An 18,225-nucleotide genomic window follows, 5' to 3' on the forward strand; every position below is an offset into this window, starting at 1 on the left:
CGGCCCCTCACCGCCGGTCAGGGGCCCGGCGGTTACGGACACGGGAGCGCGAGATGCCCAACCAGCCCACGGGCAGCGGCCACCGGCCCGCACCGGCACACACCGAACCCGCGCAGGTGACGCTGCTCGGCGCCCTCTCCGCGCTGGCCGACCCGGTACGCCTCCAGCTGGTGCGTGACCTGGCCGGCTCCGAGGACTGGGCGCGGACCTGCGGAAGTTTCGACGTACCGGTCGGCAAGGCGGCGCTCAGCCACCACTTCGCGGTACTGCGCGGTGCGGGCCTGGTGGAACAGCGCGACATCGGGCCCAGGCGGTTGAACCGGCTGCGCCGCGAGGAGTTCGAGACCCGCTTCCCGGGCCTGCTCCACCTTCTGCTGCGGCCCGACGAAGTCTGAGCCGGCCTCCCGGCCCGGCGCACCTGCGCCGGCCCGGCCCGGCGGCCTCAGCGGCGCTTGGCGCCCTTCAACAGCTTCTCGATCCGGCTGAGTTCCTTGGCGCTGAACTCCAGGTTGCGGACCGCCTGAACGCTGTTCTCCAGCTGGGCGACGCTGCTCGCGCCGACGACGGCGGAGGTGACCCGGCCGCCGCGCAGCACCCAGGCCAGCGCCATCTGCGCCAGCGACTGGCCGCGCTCGGAAGCCAGTTCATCGAGCTCGCGGAGCCGTCCGACCAGCTCCGGGGTGACGGAGTCGGCCGACAGGAACGGGCTGCTGCCCGCCGCCCGCGAACCGTCCGGGATGCCGCGGAGGTAGCGGTCGGAGAGGATGCCCTGCTCCAGCGGCGAGTACGCGATGGAGCCCGCGCCCAGCTCGTCGAGGGCGCTGAGCAGGCCGTCCTCCACCCAGCGGTCCAGCATCGAGTAGCGCGGCTGGTGGATGAACAGCGGGGTGCCGAGGTCCTTCAGGATCCGGGCGGCCTGGCGGGTCTGCTCGGCCGAGTAGTTGGAGACGCCCACGTAGAGCGCCTTGCCCTGCTGGACCGCCGAGTGGAGGGCGCCCATCGTCTCTTCGAGCGGGGTCTCGGGGTCGGGCCGGTGGGAGTAGAAGATGTCGACGTAGTCGAGCCCGAGCCGGCCGAGGCTCTGGTCGAGCGAGGAGAGCAGGTTCTTGCGCGAGCCCCACTCACCGTAGGGGCCGTCCCACATCAGGTAGCCGGCCTTGGTGGAGACGATGATCTCGTCCCGGTGGCGGGCGAAGTCCGTCCCGAGCGCGCGGCCCATCGCGGTCTCGGCGGAGCCGGGCGGCGGGCCGTAGTTGTTCGCCAGGTCGAAGTGGGTGATGCCCAGGTCGAAGGCGCGGCGCAGGATCTGGCCCTGGGTCTCCGGCGTCCGGTCCCCGCCGAAGTTGTGCCACAGGCCGAGCGAGAGGGCCGGCAGCTTCAGACCGCTGCGCCCGGTGCGCCGGTAGGGCATGTCCTGGTAGCGGTCGGCGGACGGGATGTACATGCGGGGCTCCACGGGAGAGATCGTTCCGGTCCGCCGGGACGAGGTGCTCTCGACCACGACCGGCGGGGTGCAGGGTCCAGGCTGGCCCACATCGATCCAGCAGTCCAACAGGAGATTCCGCTTGGATTCAGCGTCTATATTTCTCAATCATGGAGTTGCGCCAGCTGGAACATTTCGTCGCGGTCGCCGAGGAACAGCACTTCACCCGGGCCGCCGAGCGCCTCGCCGTGTCGCAGTCCGGCCTCTCCGCCTCCGTCCGGGCGCTGGAGCAGGAGCTGCGGACCCCGCTGTTCAGCCGGACCACCCGCAGCGTGCGGCTGACCGAGGCGGGGCGCGCCCTGCTGGTGGAGGCCGAGCGCACGCTGGCGGGCGCGCGAGCGGCGAAGGACGCCGTCGACGCCGTACGGGGGCTGCTGCGCGGCACCCTGTCGGTGGGGGTAGAGCAGTGCGTGGCCGGGGTGAGCCTGCCCCGGCTGCTCGCCGCCTTCCACCGTGAGCATCCGCACATGGAGATCCGGCTCCGCCAGGAGGGGACGACGAGCCTGGTGGACGGCGTGGCCGGCGGGCGGCTCGACATCGCCTTCGCCGCCGCGGTCAGCTCCGTGGAGTGGCGCGGCGAGCTGGTGCCGCTGGCCCGTGAGCCCATGGTCCTGCTGTGCGCCCCCGGCCACCGGCTGGCCGCGAGGGACCTGGCCGGGTGGGACGAGCTGGCGGGCGAGCCCTTCATCGACTTCCATCCGGACTGGGGTCCGCGCCGGGCGGCCGACGAGGCGTTCGCGGCCGCGCGGGTCCGGCGCACCGTGGCCCTTGAGGTGAACGACGTGCACAGCCTGCTCGAACTGGTGCGGGAAGGCCTCGGCATCGCGGTGGTCCCGCACCACTTCTCCCGCAAACCCGAGGCGCGGGGCCTGGCGGCGGTCCGGCTCGACGGGCCGGACCAGCCGCACTACGAGAGCGTCGTGGTGCTTCCTGACGCGCGGGCCATGAGCCCCGGAGCGCGGGCGCTCATGGCCCTGGTGCGGGAGCAGGACGCGCACTGAGGTTCCGCCCCGGCCCCGGTGCGGGCGGCCCTCGGCGCGCTTCCCGGCCCGGTTCAGCCGACGGCCAGCACGAACCACCTCGCCGGCAGGTCTATCCGGGTCCCGTCGGGCAGGTGCTCGGTCTGCGGCAACGCCGTCTCACCGCTGTCCAGCGTGGTCAGACCGGCCGCCCGCAGGAGGCCGGACACCTCATCCTCGGCGGCGTCGGCCGGTTTGAGCCCGTGATCGAAGACGCGTCGTAGCTTCTTGGGCGGACCGTCCGGGCCCTGGGCGGCCAGCCGGAGCACGTCCTTGGAGGCCGGGGTCAGCTCGGCGACGAAGGCCCGGCCTCGCGTCCCGAGCAGCGTCGCCACGGCTGCCGCCACCGCGGGCCTGGCCTCCGCCTCGCTCTGGTGGATCACCGCTCGCATGTAGACGTTGGCGTCCCCGATCCGCTTGTGCAGGGCGCGGACCGCTTCGCCGTCGGTCAGATCGAGCTGGGCGAACTCGGCGACACCCTCGGTGTCCGCCCGGCGGGCGTGGCCGATCGCGGCATGCGAGAGATCCACCCCGATGGCGTGGGCGAAACGGGTGGCGAGGTAGCGGGTCTGGGTGCCGTTGCCGCAGCCGAGGTCGACGACGGGCAGTGCGGCATCGGCGTACGGCAGCAGCAGTTCGCTGTGCGGTACGGCGCTGAGCGAGGGATCGGCGTCCCATATCGCCTCGCCCGGCGCGTCCGATGTCGCTTCCCAGAAGCCTTCCCACGCGTCGCGGTACCGCTGTGGATCATTCATGCGCACTCCCGATTCCCGTCACGCCGAGGCACCTTGCACAACAAGGGAGTACCTTGCCCGGCTGATCAGGGCAAGGGCGCGCACGCGAGAAGCCGCCCGAAGCGGGCCCGTTCGGCTGCGGTCACCCGCCGCCGCGCCGGGGGCCGGGCAGCCGACGGGAGAGCGCCAGCTCGAACCAGACGGTCTTGCCCCGGGCCGTGGTGCTGCTGCCCCATTCCCGGGCCAGGCCGCTCACCAGGACGAGCCCTCGGCCGAACTCGTCGTCGGCGGTGGCGTCGAGGAGCGCGGCCGGGGCGGGCTCGTCGTCGCTGACCTCGCAGAGCAGCGCGCCGGTGCGGACCAGCCGGAGCCCGATGTGGTGGGTGCGGCCGTGCTTCACCGCGTTGGTGACCAGCTCGCTGACCATCAGCTCGGCCGCCTCCACCGCGCCGGGCAGCTCCCAGTCGAGCAGCTTGCCCCGCACCATCCGGCGGGCACGCGCCACCTCGCGCGGGTCCAGGGCGAGTTGCCACTCCACCACGTCGTCGTCGGGGATGCCGTTGAGCCGGGCCATCAGCAGTGCGACGTCGTCCTTGCGGCCGTCGCTGGGATTGAGCGCGCGGATGATCGTGTCGCAGGCGTCGTCCATGGACGCGGCGGGGTGGGCGGCGGAGGCGCAGAGCGCGGCGAGACCGGCACCGATGTCCTGGCCGCGCACCTCCACGAGCCCGTCGGTGCAGAGCACCAGGCGGTCGCCCGGCAGGACCCGCACGGTCGCGGTGGCGAAGGCGACCCCGCCGACCCCGATCGGGGCGCCGGTCGGCAGGTCGAGCAGCTCGGCCCGGCCGTCCTCGGCGTGGACGAGGACCGGCGGGATGTGCCCGGCGTTGGCGATCTGGAGCTCGGAGCGGATCGGGTCGTACACCGCGTAGAGGCAGGTGGCCAGATACTGCTCACCGAGGCGCTGGGCCAGGTCGTCCAGATTGCGCAGCAACTGTGCGGGCGGCATCTCCATGGTGGCCATGGTCAGTACGGCGGTACGCAACTGCCCCATCATCGCGGCCGAGTTGAGGCCGTGTCCCATCACGTCGCCCACGACGAGCGCGGTCCGGGAGCCGGGAAGTTTCACCGAGTCGAACCAGTCGCCGCCGACCCTGCCGAGCCGGGCGCCGGGCAGGTAGCGGGTGGCGATGTCGCAGCCGGCCATGCGCGGCTCGACCTGGGGCAGCATGCTGTCCTGGAGGGTCTCGGCGACGTTCTCCTGGTAGGTGTACATGCGGGCGTTGTCGAGTACGAGCCCCGCCCTGGCGGCCAGTTCGGCGCCGGTGGTGCGGTCCATGTCGTCGAAGGGCTCCCGGCCGGGGCGCCGCATCAGGACCATGAATCCGAGCACCACGTCGCGGGCCTTGAGCGGCACGATGAGCAGGGAGCGGTGCGTGATCAGCGGGCGCAGGTCGCGCTTCTCGAACTCGCCCGAGATCCGGTTGCTCAACTCCTCACTGACGTAAGGGATGATGACCGGCTCGCCGGTGACCATGCACTGGAAGAACGGGGTGTGTTCCGGGAAGGCGATGGCCTCGCCCACCGGCACGGTGTCGTCCCAGCGGCCGGGTTCGTCGTTGTGCTCGACCCAGACCCGGTGCCAGACCGTCGTGACGTCGGGCGGGCCGTCCGGGAAGCCCTCGCCGGCGAGGACCGCGGCGCGCAGGTGCGTACCCGCGAAGTCGGTGAAGCGGGGCACGGCGGCGCTGGTGACCTCGCGGATGGTGCGTTCGAGGTCGAGCGAGGAACCGATTCGGCCGCTGACCTCGTTGAGGAACTCCAGCCGCTCGCGGACCGCCGCGTATTCGAGGTCCAGCTCGGGACGGGGCACCGCACGCGGCGCGAGCTGCCCCTCCGAGGTGCGGGGCAAGGCCTCGGCCCCCTGGCTTCCCGCGCGCTGCGGCACGCCCCAGTCGGGGGTCACCGGGATCCGGTCGTGACGGCTGAACTCCAGCACGGGGTAGCCGAGTTCGAGTACCTGGGAGACGATCCGGGTGGCCTCGTGGACGCTCATGCTGGGCAGGATCTCGGGCAGCCGCCCGGACAGCTCCCGGTAGCCGGGGAAGTCGGTGTGCAGGGCGAATCCGGGTGCGACCGTCTCGGCGCCCCCGCTCTCCCCCGCCTCGCCGCCGCGCACCTGCGCGGAGTCCGCGGCGAGCACGAGCAGCCGCTCGGGGCCGGGACCGACGAGCGGATAGGCCCACCACAGGACCTCGATCCGGCCTCGGGCCGGTTTGTCCACCCGGGCCCGTCCCGCCGTCGGGTAGGCGGCGGTGCCGGTGAGGGAGCTGTCGAGCTCGGGGCCGAACTCGGCGTACATCGCGTCGCGCGACGGCTCGGCCCGCTCCCGCAACGCCCCGGTGACCGGAAGCAGTTCACCGGCCGGGCAGCCGACCGCGTCGTCCCGGGCGACACCGAAGAGCTTTCGGGCACCGGACGACCAGTGCGATACGAGTCCGTCCGCGTCGACGACGACCACTGCGAGCGGCACACGGCCCGCCGCGGCGTCTCGCGGTTGTGGTGTCCTGTGCTGCGGCACACCGAGGTCCATGGGTGGAAGGCTCCTTCCCCACCGCAAGGTTCTGCGGTACGTGGCTCCACCGTACGGGGCCGTGACCGGCGCCCGCCGGTCATCGACGGAATCACCCACGAAGGTGGTGCGCCCCGCGTGAAAGAGGGGCGCACAACCTTCACCGGTGCTGCCGCCGGGTCAGTCCTCGTGGCCCAGCTGGAGGTCCCGTTCGGTGCGCCCGCCGCCCGCGACCTGGAGGACCGTGGCCACCGGCGGATAGCCGGCGGCGATGACCGTGTACTCGCCGGTGGACAGGTCGACGAACCGGAAGGCCCCGTCGGGACCGGTGGTCAGGGTGTCGACGACATTGCCGGCCGCGTCCAGCAGCGTGACCCTGGCGTCCTCGACGAGCCGCCCGCCGCTGGCGCGCACGACGCCGCGCAGCACGGCGCCGCCGGCCAGTTCGATGTCCTGCCTGGTCTCCCGGGCCGCCTGCACACTGACCGGCAGCGCGGCGGGCCGGAACGCGGGGGCGCTGGCCGCGAGGGTGTACTCGCCCGCCACCAGTTCGGAGATGACGTAGCCGCCCTCGCGCCCGCTGCGGGTCGAGGAGACCACCTCGCCGCGTACGTCGGTGAGTGTGACGGCCGCGTCCCGCACCGGAACGCCGTCCGCCGTCAGGACCGTCCCCGCCAGCCGGCCCGCCCCGCCGAGCACCACGTCGAGCTCCACGGGCCGCTCGCCCACGGTGACGCTGACCGCCTGCGGCTGGTGGCCCCCTGCGGCGGCGATGAGGACGTACGAGCCGGCGCCGGGGACGCTCAGCGCGTACCGCCCCTCGTCACCGCTGGCGCCCCTGCCGACCTGCTGGCCCTGGACGTCGATGAGGGTGAGGGCGGCGTGCGGGACCTTGGTGCCGTCGGGGTGCTGGACGCTGCCGCGGACGGGCACCCCGGAGAGGTGACCGGCGGGCTGGGGGCCGGGGTCGGTGCGGGCGGAGGGGATCGTCGCGGGCTCGGCTGCGGTTTCGGGGCTGTGGTGGGACACCAGCGGTTTCTCCTTGAGGAAGAAGGCGAAGAACAGGCCGAGCACGAGGACCGGCACGAGGTAGAGGAAGATCCTGGGCATCGCGTCGGCGTATGCCTGGATATAGCTGTCGCGCAGCACCGGGTCCATGGCGTGGACCAGCTGCGGGGTGATCGACTCGGGGTCGGGCAGCCCGGCTCCCGACGGCAGCCGGACCGCGAGCGCGTCGGCCAGGCGCCCGGCGAAGAGCGTGCCGAACACGGCGGCGCCGACGCTGCCGCCGATCTGCCGGAAGTAGTTGTTGGCACTGGTGGCGGTGCCGAGGTCGGCGGGGCGTACGGAGTTCTGCACGGCGAGCACCAGCACCGGCATGATCAGCCCGATCCCGAGACCGAGCACCGCCTGCGAGAAGCTGTACTCCAGCCGCGGGGTGTCCGTCTCCAGCCGGGACAGCAGCCACATGCCCACCGCCGCCAGCGCGCTGCCGGCGATCGGGTAGACGCGGTACTTGCCGGTGCGGGAGATCAGCTGGCCGGAGACGACCGACGCGGCGACGATGCCGCCCATCATCGGGAGCATCAGCAGGCCGGACTCGGTGGCGGTGGCCCCGTCGACCATCTGCAGGAAGGTCGGCAGATAACTGGCCGCACCGAACAGGGCGACCCCGACGACCGCCCCGACGAGTGCGCTGACGTTGAAGATCGAGTCGCGGAACAGCCGCAGCGGAATGATCGGTTCGGGCGCACGGTGCTCGACGGCGATGAAGAGCAGGGTCGTTCCGGCGGCCCCGGCGGCGAGCCCCAGGATGGTGCGCGAGCCCCAGGCGTACTCCGTACCGCCCCAGCTGGTCAGCAGCACCAGACAGGTGGAGGCGGCGGCCAGCAGCAGGGCGCCGAGGATGTCGAGCCGGGGCCGGACCGTGGGCTTCGGGAGCTTCAGCACGACGGTGATGACGGCGAAGGTGACCACGCCGAACGGGATGTTGATGTAGAAGCACCAGCGCCAGGAGGCGTGGTCGGTGAAGAAGCCGCCGAGCAACGGGCCCGCCACGGAGGCGAGTCCGAAGGCCGCACCGATGAGCCCCATGAACCGGCCGCGCTCCCGGGGCGGCACCACGTCCGCGATGATCGCCTGGACGCCGATCATCAGCCCGCCGCCGCCGACGCCCTGGAGGGCGCGGAAGGCGATCAGTTCGTCCATGGTGCGTGACCAGCCGGCCAGCGCGGAGCCGATGACGAAGACGACGATCGCGAACTGGAAGACGCCCTTGCGGCCGAAGAGGTCGCCGAGCTTTCCGTAGACCGGGAGCCCGATGGTGGAGGCGAGCAGATAGGCGGTGACCGCCCAGGACATCTTCTCCAGGCCGTGCAGCTCACCGACGATCTTCGGGAGCGCGGTGGCCACGATCATCTGGTCGAGCGCCGCGAGCAGCAGCGTGAGCATCAGCCCGATGAAGATCAGCCGGATGCGGCGCGGGTCCGTCTCGTGGCCCGCGGGCATGACCGGCGCGGGTGGAGTGGGTGGCGCGGGCGGCGGTGGGGGCGGTTCGGACACCGGCAACGTCACGGTGTCGCCCGGACCGTCGGGCTCGTCCTTCACCAGAGTGATCCCACCCACCACGTGCCGCTCCCCTCGTCGCATCTGCGCCGCCCATTTCTCGCATTGCGATATAAGGGAGGGCAAACGCGGCGGGGGGCGCTGACGGCGCACTCGGAGGGCTTAGCCCCCGGTGAGAGCCACTACGGCGCACAACCGGCCGGGCGGAAAGACCACCCGAACCGGTGAGGCCGGAAAGCGGGACGGGGAGCTACTTCTCCACCTCGGTGGCGAGATTCTGCAGCAGCTCGTCGTAGATGCGGCCAAGTCCCTTGGGCGCGAAGGTCTTCTCGAAGAACCCGCCGATGCCGCCGGCGCCGTTCCACACAGTCGAGACGACCACCTTGGAGCTGCCCTCGCCGGCCGGGGTCACGGTCCAGGTGGTGACCATCGAGGAGTTGCGGTCCTTCTCCACGAGCTGTCCGCCCCCATAGCCTGCGGCGTGCGAGGGGCCCCCTGCCGGCTCGCTGACCTCCAGCAGGCAGTCGCGCACCCGCTTGCTGGTGGCCTGGAGCTTCCAGTGCACGAGGGTGCCCTCGCCGTCGCCGCCCTCACGCACCTCGTACTCGCTGAACTGGCCGGGCAGCACCTTGCCGCGGACGTCCTTGTAGTCGGCCAGCGCGTCGAACACCGCTTCCGGGTCCGCCGCGATGATCCGCTCTGTCGTGGCCTCGACCTGCGCCATGGCTGTTCCTCCAGCACTCGGTTGTTCGGGGGTGTGCTGAGCCAACCACCTCCGGCACCCGGCTCAAAATCCGGCCGGGGACGAAGGGGAGGAAACGATCAAGGGAACAAGTGTTCTATTCTCTGGTCAGTGCTACCTAGGAGGCGTCCATGCGCTGGGACAATCTGGCAGAAAACCCCGCCCAACCCGCAGAGAACACCGCCGGCCGTACCGCCGCGCTCTTCGCCGCGGACGCGGTGACGACGCGCACCTTCGACACCCCTGAGTTCCGGGGCATCACCTTCCACGAGGTCCGGGCCCGCTCGGTCGTGAACCGGGTGCCCGGCGCGTCCCGGATGCCCTTCGAGTGGACGGTGAACCCCTACCGAGGCTGCTCCCACGCCTGCGTCTACTGCTTCGCCCGCAGGACCCACAGCTATCTGGACCTCGACACCGGACTCGGCTTCGACTCCCAGATCGTCGTCAAGGTCAACGCCCCGGAACTGGTACGCCGCGAACTCGCCTCGCCGCGCTGGCACGGAGCGCACATAGCGATGGGGACCAACGTCGACTGCTACCAGCGGGCCGAGGGCCGCTACCGGCTGATGCCCGGCATCCTCGCCGCCCTGCGCGACCACGCGAACCCGTTCTCCATCCTGACCAAGGGCACGCTGATCCTGCGCGACCTGGAGCTGCTGCGGCAGGCGGCCGAGGTCACCGAGGTGGGCGTCTCGGTCTCCGTCGGCTTCGTCGACGCCGAGCTGTGGCGCACCGTGGAGCCCGGCACTCCCTCCCCCGAGCGCCGCCTGGACGTCGTACGCGCCCTCGGCGAGCACGGCATCGGCTGCGGGGTCCTGATGGCGCCGGTCATCCCCTTCCTCGGGGACCGGCCGGAGCAGCTGCGGGCGACCGTGCGCGCGATCGCCGCCGCCGGCGCGACCTCGGTGACCCCGCTCGTCCTGCACCTGCGCCCCGGCGCGCGCGAGTGGTTCATGGAGTGGCTCGGCCGGCACCACCCCGAGCTGGTGGGACGTTACGAGCGCCTGTACGCGAACGGGGCGTACGCGCCCACCTGGTACCAGCGCCGCGTCACACGCCAGGTGCACGAGCTGGCGGCCGAGTACGGCATCGGGCCCTCGCACCGCACCACCCCCCGCGCCCTCCCCGGGCGTGGCGAGCCGCAAGCCTCGCCGGACGCCCCCGGGCCCACCCAGCTGACCCTCCTCTGAGCAGGCCGCCATGGCCGGGGCGCGCCTGGAGCGCGCACGGCAAACGGGTCATCTCTCGGCAGAACAGGTCCTTCCGCTCCGGAATACGGGGAGCATCCGGCGGGGGCTGCCGTCACGGCAGCCGTGTTCCCCCCACCACGGGAGGCCATATGACGAAACGTTCAGGAATTCTGTTCGCCGTCGGGGCGACGGTCGCCGGTCTGGTGACCGCGGTCCCGTCCCCGGCGGCCGCCGACACCGGCGCACAGCGCGTCGCGGCGCTCAAGTGGACCGGCTGCGCCACCAAGTCGTCCCCGACGCTCCAGTGCTCGTCGGTGAGCGCCCCGCTCGACCACGACGACCCGTCGGGCCGGAAGGTCACCCTCGCCCTGACCCGGGTCCCGCACACCTCGAAGACCTTCCAGGGCCCGCTGCTGGTGAACCCCGGCGGCCCCGGCGGCAGCGGACTGTCGATGGCCGGTTTCGTCGCCGCCTCGCTGCCGAAGACGGTGGCCGCCCAGTACGACGTGATCGGCTTCGACCCGCGCGGCGTGGGCAAAAGCCGGCCCGCCCTGGACTGCGTGCCGAAGTACTCCGACCCGGTCCGGCCGGACTCGGTGCCCACGTCCCTGGGCGCCGAGCGGGTCAACCGGGAGCGCGCCCGGTCGTTCGCGGCCGCCTGCGGCAAGAAGTACCCGGACCTGCTGCCGTACATGGACACGGTCAGCGCGGCCAAGGACCTCGATGTGATCCGCCGGGCGGCCGGCGCGGACCGGCTCAACTACCTCGGGTACTCCTACGGCACCTACCTGGGCTCGGTGTACGCCAAGCTGTTCCCGGACCGCGTGCGACGCCTGGTGCTCGACTCGAACGTCGACCCGACCGGCATCTGGTACGACGACAACCTGAGCCAGGACTACGCGTTCGACACCCGCCACAAGGCGTTCATGGCCTGGGTGGCGAAGTACCGCAGCACGTACGGCCTGGGCGGCGACCCCGCGAAGGTCGAGGCGGCCTGGTACCGGATGCGGGACGCGGTCAAGAAGCATCCGGCGGGCGGGAAGGTCGGCGCGAGCGAGCTGGACGACACGTTCCTGCCGGGCGGCTACTACAACGGCTACTGGCCCGCACTGGCCGAGGCGTTCGCCGGTTACGTGAACCACAAGGACGAGAAGACGCTGGTCAAGGCGTACGAGCGGTTCGGCGCGGTCGACGCGGAGGGCGACAACGGGTACTCCGTCTACACCGCCGTACAGTGCCGTGACGCCCAGTGGCCGCGCGACTGGAACGTCTGGCGCAATGACACCTGGCGGGTGCACGCCAAAGCGCCCTTCATGGCGTGGAGCAACACCTGGTACAACGCGCCGTGCGCCGACTGGCCGGTGGCGCCGCTGAACCCGGTCCGGGTCACCAACCGCTCCCTGCCGCCCGCGCTGCTCTTCCAGGCCACGGACGACGCGGCCACACCGTACGAGGGCGGGGTCACCCTGCACCGCAAGCTCCACGGGTCCAGCCTGGTCGTCGAGCAGGGCGGCGGCAACCACGGCGTCACGCTGAGCGGCAACGACTGCCTGGACAAGTACCTGGCGGACTACCTCGCCAAGGGCACCGTGCCGCGCGGGAAGGGTGGTGATGTGGACGCGGTCTGCGCCAAGTCGCCGGACCCGGAGCCCTCGACAGACAAGAGCGCGAAGGCGGCGGACCGCGCGGTCGCCGGGGCCCGGGGCCGTGCGCTGCACGGGATGCCCGGCTTCCGGGGCTGACGGGCCGAAACTTCCGTTCCCCGCCGGGGGCGTGCGCGAGGATGGGCGGGTGAACACCCGACCCACTCCGGCGCACGCCCCCGAACTGCTGATCCGGGACATGACCATCGAGGACTGCGAGGCCGTGGCGGCGGTCCGGGTGCGCGGCTGGCGCAGCGCCTACGCCGGGCTGATGCCGCAGGCGCATCTGGACGCGATGAGCGTCGCAGGGGACGCGGAGCGGCGCCGCGGCTTCTTCGCCGAGGCCAACGAGGTCGTCAACGTGGTGGCCGAGCGGACGGACCTCGGCGTCATCGGCTGGGCGGCGTACGGCCCGTACCGCGAGAACGGCGCACGGCTCGCACGCGGTGAGCTGTACGCGATCTACGTGCTGCCGGAGCTGACGGGGACAGGCGTCGGGCGGGCCCTGATGTCCGAGGTGCTGGCGCGCGCCGCCTCGGCCGGACACCCGGATCTCGCACTCTGGGTGCTCAGGGAGAACGCGCCGGCGCGCCGCTTCTACGCACGCGCGGGCTTCCGGCCGGACGGCGCGGCGGAAGCCTTCGAGGTGGCCGGCGTGCTCGTGCCGGAAGTGCGCTACGTACGCCCGCTCGACGGGTCCGGGGGGCGCTGACGCCGCAGGTTGTCAGGGCGCCGGCAGCCGGCTGAGCGCCTCCCCCGCCGCGTCGCCCAGCCGGGGGTGCGCCACGGCGGCCTCCAGGACCGGGCGGGCCCGCCCGTCGCCGAGCAGGCCCAGCCCCTCGACGCAGGCGAGGGCCACCCGCCAGTGCGGCTCGTCCGGCCCGAGGAGCCCGCGCAGGGTGGTCATCAGCGCCGGTACGGACTCCGGGGCGCGCAGTTCACCGAGCAGCCGGACCGGGTACAACGCGTAAGCGGTGCGCAGGGTGTTGGTGGCGAGCGCGGCGGCTGCGCGCGGGGTGCGCGGGTCACCGAGGCGGGCCAGGGCGTGTGCCGCGCCGGCGCAGCGCTCCGGGTCACGGTGGTTGAGCAGCAGCACCAGGGTCTCGAACGCCCGCCGGTCGCCGCCGCAGCCCAGCCGGAACGCCGCGATCTCCCGTGCCCACAGCGGGCGTTCGCGCTCGATGAGGACCTGCGCCAGCTCCTCGTCGTCCTCGGTGGCGATCAGGCGGTGGTAGGCCGCCGACTCCCCGGCCTCCTCGGCCAGCCGGTGTGTCAGCGACCGCAGCTCCTCGTCCATGACCGTCAGCGTATCGGTGGACACGCAGCGTGCCGGAGGGTGTGTCGAATGTGAGCGGGACCACAACAATCCAGGGCTGGCGCGCTCGTTACTCGCCGGTTAACCTCATGTGAGCGGGACACTCCCCCGCCGGCTCCGGTGGCCTGGTGACGCAGCCACCCGGAGTGGATGTCGGTTCGGCAGCTGAGGCGTGACCCCGGGACAGGGTCCGCCGCCCCTTTCCGGTCCGGACGTGCCCTTCACGCCCGGACGCGAGCACCACGACAGACAACTCCCGCACGCCGTGCCCGGCCAGGCCCTTTCCGGCTCTCTCATCGGCCGCCCGCCGTGCGTCCCTCAGTCGTCACTCATCCCTGGAGTCCCGTGATGGACATCCCTCTCAGCACCATCGCCGTCGTCGGCCTCGGCACGATGGGCACCGGCATCGCCGAGGTCCTCGCCCGTTCCGGCCGCGAGGTCATCGGTATCGACGTCGACGACGCGGCCGCCCGCCAGGCCGTCGCCGCCCTGGAGGCCTCCACCGCCCGCGCGGTGCGGCGCCAGCGGATCACCGAGGAGGAGCGGCGCGACATCCTCGCCCGGTTCCGCACCTTCTCCGACGTCCGGGCCGCCGCGGAGGCGGAGCTGGTCATCGAGGTCGTGCCCGAGTCCTACGAGATCAAGCAGCAGGTGTTCCGGGATCTCGACGCGGTCGTCCCGCCCACCGCGATCCTCGCGACGGGCACCAACGCCCTGTCGGTGACCCGGCTCGCCGCCGAGTCCCGGCACCCGGAGCGCGTGCTGGGCCTGCACTTCTTCAACCCGGCGCCCGCGATGAAGCTGGTCGAGGTGGTCTCGTCCGTGCTGACCGCGCCGACGGCCGTCGCGGCAGTCACGGAGCTCGCCCGCCACCTGGGCAAGGAGCCGGTCGCGGTCGGTGACCGTCCGGGCTTCGTGGCCGACGGGCTGCTGTTCGGCTATCTGAACCAGGCCGCGGCGATGTACGAGGCGAACTACGCCTCGCGCGAGGACATCGACGCGGCGATGAAGCTGGGCTGCGGGCTGCCGATGGGCCCGCTCGCCCTGCTGGACCTGATCGGCGTCGACACCGCCCGTACCGTCCTGGAGGCGATGTACAGCGCCTCGCACGACCGGCTGCACGCTCCCGCGCCGATCCTCGGCCAGCTCAGCGAGGCCGGGCTGACCGGCCGCAAGGCGGGCCGGGGCTTCTACACGTACACGGAGCCGGGCAGCCAGGACGTGGTCCCGGACGCGCTGACACCGTCGCCGGACAGCGGTCCGGGCGCCGGGCGGACCGTGCGCTCGGTGGGCGTCGCCGGCTCCGGGACGATGGCCTCGGGGATCGCGGAGGTGTTCGCGAAGGCCGGCTACGACGTGGTCCTGGCCGCCCGCGGCCAGGAGAAGGCGGAGACCGCGAAGGGCCGGATCGCGAAGTCGCTCGAACGGTCCGTCACCAAGGGGCGGCTGACGGCCGGGGCACGGGAGGAGACGCTGGCCCGGATCACGGCGGCCGGGTCGCTGGACGCGTTCGCCGAGGTCGATCTCGCCGTCGAGGCCGTGGCCGAGGACCTGCTGGTCAAGCAGCAGTTGTTCGCCATGCTGGACAAGGTGTGCAGGCCGGGCGCGGTGCTCGCCACCACAACCTCGTCACTGCCCGTGGTCTCGATCGCGCGGGCCACCTCGCGGCCGCAGGACGTCATCGGGATGCACTTCTTCAACCCGGCGCCCGCGATGAAGCTGGTCGAGGTGGTCCGTACGGTGCTCACCGCGGACGAGGTGCACGCCACGGTCCGCGAGGTCTGCGTGCGGGTGCGCAAGCACCCGGTGGACTGCGGGGACCGCGCGGGCTTCATCGTGAACGCGCTGCTGTTCCCGTACCTCAACAACGCGATCAAGATGGTCGAGGAGCACTACGCGACCCTGGACGACATCGACGCCGCGATGAAGCTGGGCGGCGGCTATCCGATGGGCCCGTTCGAGCTCCTGGACGTGGTGGGCCTGGATGTCTCGCTCGCCATCGAGAAGGTGCTGCACAGCGAGTTCCGCGATCCGGGGCTCGCCCCGGCGCCGCTGCTGGAGCATCTGGTGGCCGCCGGCTGCCTCGGCCGCAAGACGGGGCGCGGCTTCCGCGAATATGCCCGCCGCTGACGGGTCCGGCGGCTGGGGCGGGCTGCTCGGTCCTCCGGGCGGCCCGCCCCCACAGGCGCACTCACCCGCACCGATGCAGTACGTTCACACCATGCCCCAGCCCGCCAGGTCCCCCCGTGTGTCCGCCGCGCCCGACGCCCCGGAAAGTGCCGCGGGCACGCGGGCCGCCGCCCAACGGCTCAAAATGCGCCGTGAACTGGCCGCCGCGGCGATGGAGCTCTTCGCCACGAAGGGGTACGAGGCGACGACGGTCGACGAGATCGCGGGCGCCGCAGGCGTCGCCAGGCGCACCTTCTTCCGGCACTTCCGTTCCAAGGAAGAGGCCATCTTCCCGGACCACGACGACACCCTCGTACGCGCCGAGGCGGTCCTGAACGCCGCCCCGGCGCACGAGCACCCGCTCGACACGGTCTGCCGGGGCATCAAGGAAGTCATGAAGATGTACGCGGCGAAGCCGGCGGTCTCGGTGGCCCGCTACAAGCTGACCCGCGAGGTGCCCACCCTGCGGGAGGCCGAGATCGCCTCGGTGGCCCGCTACGAGCGGCTGTTCACGCGCTATCTGCTGGGCCACTTCGACGAGCGCGACCACCACGTCGGCAACGACGACCCGCTGCTGGCGGAGGTCGCGGCGTCCGCCGTGGTCACCGCCCACAACCACGTGCTGCGCCGGTGGCTGCGGGTGGACGGCCAGGGCGACGTGGAGGCGCAGCTGGACCACGCGTTCGCCATCGTCCGGGACACCTTCGGCACCGGGATCGGCGCGGGCCGCACGGCGGGCACCGAGCCGGCGAAGCCGCCCGCCGCCTCGGTGAGCGCCGAGGGCGAGGTGCTGGTCGCCGTGGCGCGTACGGACGCGCCGCTGGACGAAGTGATGCGCACGATCCAGCAGGCGCTCAAGGAGCGCTGAGCGGCGCCGCCGGGCTCCCGGCGGCCTCAGCACCAGGGCGGCGGTGCGGTCCCGTCGTTCCAGGCCGCGAGCGCCTCGCCGTCCACGCAGACGATCGCGCACTGCTCCGCGTAATCCAGGGCCGGGGTGGTGTAGGCGCTGGTGGTGACGCAGACTGCGATCTCGGCCTCGTGCACGGCGTAGCAGGTTCCGCCGAATCGCTGGAGGTCCTGTGAGCCGACCTTGTTGTCCGGCCCGTAGTACTTGCACTGAACGACCAGGCGGCGCCCGTCGGGGGCGGTCGCGAGCACATCGGCCCCCAGGTCGCCCGCTCCGCCGACGACCTGCACGTCAACGCAGCCGTCCCGCTCGCAGAGCGCGGCTATCGCGTCCTCGAACCCGTCGGCGTCCAGGGCCTCCTGCGCCTCCTCCTCGGGCCCGGCGGGTTCCCACTCCTGTTCCGGAACCGGTTCCAGTACTGGCTCCAGCACCGGTTCCAGCACCGGTTCCGGCAGGACCGCCGTGCGCGCCATGCCGTCGTCATCCAGGGGCCGGGAATCCGGGCCCGGGGAGCTCACGGGCTCCTGAGGCGGGTCGAAGAGCTCCTGCACGGCCTCGGAGAGCGGACCCGGCCTGCCGCGCGGGCGAAGACGCGTACGGCGGCGATACCCGAGGAGCACGCCCGCCGCGATGAGCGCGGCGGCCGGCACGACGGCGGCCGGATGCCTGAGCACCCCCTCCCAGGCGATGCGCACCATCAGTCCTGCGCCGCAGATCAGCAGGGCCACGGCCCCGAATCCGCCGGCGGTCGTGCGCACGCTGAAGGCCTTCGGGGAACCGCCGGGGCCCCGCCTTCGTACCGGTACCGTCATGCGCGCCGCCCCGATATGCCTCTTCCAAGATCATTCATGTCTGCCGTCTGCCCCGGCGGGCCGGATCCAACGGCCGTGAAATGCGGTTGCCCGCTCCCCGGCGCGATGCTGGGGTGAGCGGATGACCCAGAACCAGGACCATGGCTCCCTGCTCGCCGCCTTCGACCGGGAGATGCGCGAGCTCGCCCGGCCCGACGGCCCCGGTGTCCGCGTCGAGCGCACCGGCGACGTCGTACGCCAGTCCGGCGCGGCCCACGACTGGAACGGGGTCGTGTGGTCCTCCCCGGACCTGGACGCCGCGCGGGCCGACGCGGCGATCGCCGCCCAGGTGGCCCACTGCGTGGGGCGCGGGTACGAGGAGTTCGAGTGGAAGCTGTACGGGCACGACCGCCCGGCCGATCTGGGGGCCAGACTGCGGGCCGCCGGGTTCGAGGCGGAGGAGCCCGAGACCCTGCTGGTCGCGCAGGTCGCGGAGCTGCCCACGGAGGTCGTGCTCCCCGACGGCGTCCGGCTGCGCACCGTGCGTGACGAGGCCGATGTGGAACTGATGGCTCGGGCCCACGAGCAGGCGTTCGGCTCGGACTGGACCCGGTTGCGCCACCAGGTGCTGGCCCGGCTCAAGGAGGACCCGGACCATTTCGTGGGGGTGCTCGCGATGGCGGGTGAGGAGCCGGTGAGCTCGGCCCGGATGGAGCTGTACCCCGGCACCGGGTTCGCCGGGCTGTGGGGCGGCGGCACGGTCGAGGCCTGGCGCGGCAGGGGCGTCTACCGGGCACTGATCGCCTTCCGGGCCCGGATCGCCGCGGAGCGCGGCTTCCGGTATCTCCAGGTCGACGCGACCGAGCAGAGCCGCCCGATCCTGCAGCGCCTCGGCTTCACGGCCCTGACCACCACGACGCCGTACGTCTACCGCCCCGCCTCCTGACAGGCCCAACGGGGCACACCGCACCAAAACGCCCCTCGTGTTGCTCATGCGTGGCACCCGGACGACAATTGAGGGAAATTGCTGGCACCCAGTGCCTTGCCAGCTGTCACGGAGTGCCATACGTTGAAGTCGTCCGGGCGGCCGGCGTG

General features: G+C 72.4%; 15 protein-coding genes. 8 read left to right on the forward strand and 7 right to left on the reverse strand.

Annotated features, from left to right (window positions below; all coding sequences use genetic code 11):
* Positions 1 to 53 precede the first annotated feature (53 nt).
* Positions 54 to 395, forward strand: a complete 342-nt coding sequence (locus tag EDD93_RS37185) for a helix-turn-helix transcriptional regulator (protein ID WP_123531045.1) — start codon at positions 54 to 56, stop codon at positions 393 to 395.
* A 47-nt stretch (positions 396 to 442) separates the two neighbouring features.
* Here the strand turns inward: EDD93_RS37185 and EDD93_RS37190 are convergent, their stop codons facing one another.
* A complete protein-coding gene (locus EDD93_RS37190; RefSeq protein ID WP_123531047.1) occupies positions 443 to 1,444 on the reverse strand; it encodes an aldo/keto reductase in 1,002 nt (333 codons plus the stop codon).
* Between the two features lie 149 nt (positions 1,445 to 1,593).
* On the opposite strand from EDD93_RS37190, the gene EDD93_RS37195 reads away from it, so the two are divergent.
* Positions 1,594 to 2,484, forward strand: a complete 891-nt coding sequence (locus EDD93_RS37195) for a LysR family transcriptional regulator (RefSeq protein ID WP_123531049.1) — start codon at positions 1,594 to 1,596, stop codon at positions 2,482 to 2,484.
* Positions 2,485 to 2,537: 53 nt separating this feature from the next.
* Here the strand turns inward: EDD93_RS37195 and EDD93_RS37200 are convergent, their stop codons facing one another.
* The 4 genes from EDD93_RS37200 to EDD93_RS37215 form a co-directional block, all read right to left on the reverse strand.
* Positions 2,538 to 3,257: a bifunctional 2-polyprenyl-6-hydroxyphenol methylase/3-demethylubiquinol 3-O-methyltransferase UbiG gene (locus EDD93_RS37200; RefSeq protein ID WP_123531051.1), complete on the reverse strand. Its 720-nt coding sequence runs from the start codon at positions 3,255 to 3,257 to the stop codon at positions 2,538 to 2,540.
* A 121-nt stretch (positions 3,258 to 3,378) separates the two neighbouring features.
* Positions 3,379 to 5,829 carry a SpoIIE family protein phosphatase gene (locus tag EDD93_RS37205; RefSeq protein ID WP_123531053.1) on the reverse strand — a complete coding sequence of 817 codons (2,451 nt, stop codon included), beginning with the start codon at positions 5,827 to 5,829 and terminating at the stop codon, positions 3,379 to 3,381.
* 159 nt (positions 5,830 to 5,988) lie between these two features.
* A complete protein-coding gene (locus tag EDD93_RS37210) occupies positions 5,989 to 8,436 on the reverse strand; it encodes an MFS transporter (protein WP_123531055.1) in 2,448 nt (815 codons plus the stop codon).
* Positions 8,437 to 8,623: 187 nt separating this feature from the next.
* A complete protein-coding gene (locus EDD93_RS37215) occupies positions 8,624 to 9,097 on the reverse strand; it encodes an SRPBCC family protein (RefSeq protein ID WP_123531057.1) in 474 nt (157 codons plus the stop codon).
* A 149-nt stretch (positions 9,098 to 9,246) separates the two neighbouring features.
* Between EDD93_RS37215 and EDD93_RS37220 the strand changes: the two genes are divergently transcribed.
* The 3 genes from EDD93_RS37220 (at position 9,247) to EDD93_RS37230 (ending at position 12,660) form a co-directional block, all read left to right on the forward strand.
* Positions 9,247 to 10,305 (forward strand): Rv2578c family radical SAM protein, encoded by a 1,059-nt coding sequence (locus EDD93_RS37220; RefSeq protein ID WP_123531059.1) that lies wholly within the window; start codon positions 9,247 to 9,249, stop codon positions 10,303 to 10,305.
* 149 nt (positions 10,306 to 10,454) lie between these two features.
* Positions 10,455 to 12,047, forward strand: a complete 1,593-nt coding sequence (locus tag EDD93_RS37225; protein ID WP_123531061.1) for an alpha/beta hydrolase — start codon at positions 10,455 to 10,457, stop codon at positions 12,045 to 12,047.
* A gap of 100 nt (positions 12,048 to 12,147) precedes the next feature.
* Positions 12,148 to 12,660 (forward strand): GNAT family N-acetyltransferase, encoded by a 513-nt coding sequence (locus EDD93_RS37230; RefSeq protein ID WP_123531658.1) that lies wholly within the window; start codon positions 12,148 to 12,150, stop codon positions 12,658 to 12,660.
* A gap of 12 nt (positions 12,661 to 12,672) precedes the next feature.
* Here EDD93_RS37230 and EDD93_RS37235 read toward each other — a convergent pair whose 3' ends face one another.
* Positions 12,673 to 13,245, reverse strand: coding sequence for an adenylosuccinate lyase (locus EDD93_RS37235; RefSeq protein ID WP_123531063.1), 573 nt, complete (start codon positions 13,243 to 13,245; stop codon positions 12,673 to 12,675).
* Positions 13,246 to 13,611: 366 nt separating this feature from the next.
* On the opposite strand from EDD93_RS37235, the gene EDD93_RS37240 reads away from it, so the two are divergent.
* Together EDD93_RS37240 and EDD93_RS37245 are read left to right on the forward strand one after the other, a co-directional pair.
* Entirely contained in the window at positions 13,612 to 15,393 is a 1,782-nt protein-coding gene (locus tag EDD93_RS37240; RefSeq protein WP_123531065.1) for a 3-hydroxyacyl-CoA dehydrogenase family protein, read from the forward strand.
* A gap of 91 nt (positions 15,394 to 15,484) precedes the next feature.
* Positions 15,485 to 16,300: a TetR family transcriptional regulator gene (locus tag EDD93_RS37245; RefSeq protein WP_123531659.1), complete on the forward strand. Its 816-nt coding sequence runs from the start codon at positions 15,485 to 15,487 to the stop codon at positions 16,298 to 16,300.
* 26 nt (positions 16,301 to 16,326) lie between these two features.
* Here EDD93_RS37245 and EDD93_RS37250 read toward each other — a convergent pair whose 3' ends face one another.
* Positions 16,327 to 17,097 carry a restriction endonuclease gene (locus EDD93_RS37250; protein WP_398906417.1) on the reverse strand — a complete coding sequence of 257 codons (771 nt, stop codon included), beginning with the start codon at positions 17,095 to 17,097 and terminating at the stop codon, positions 16,327 to 16,329.
* A 175-nt stretch (positions 17,098 to 17,272) separates the two neighbouring features.
* On the opposite strand from EDD93_RS37250, the gene EDD93_RS37255 reads away from it, so the two are divergent.
* Entirely contained in the window at positions 17,273 to 18,076 is an 804-nt protein-coding gene (locus EDD93_RS37255; protein ID WP_123531067.1) for a GNAT family N-acetyltransferase, read from the forward strand.
* Positions 18,077 to 18,225 lie beyond the last annotated feature (149 nt).

Source organism: Streptomyces sp. 840.1 (genome assembly GCF_003751445.1).
Lineage (GTDB): Bacteria > Actinomycetota > Actinomycetes > Streptomycetales > Streptomycetaceae > Streptomyces.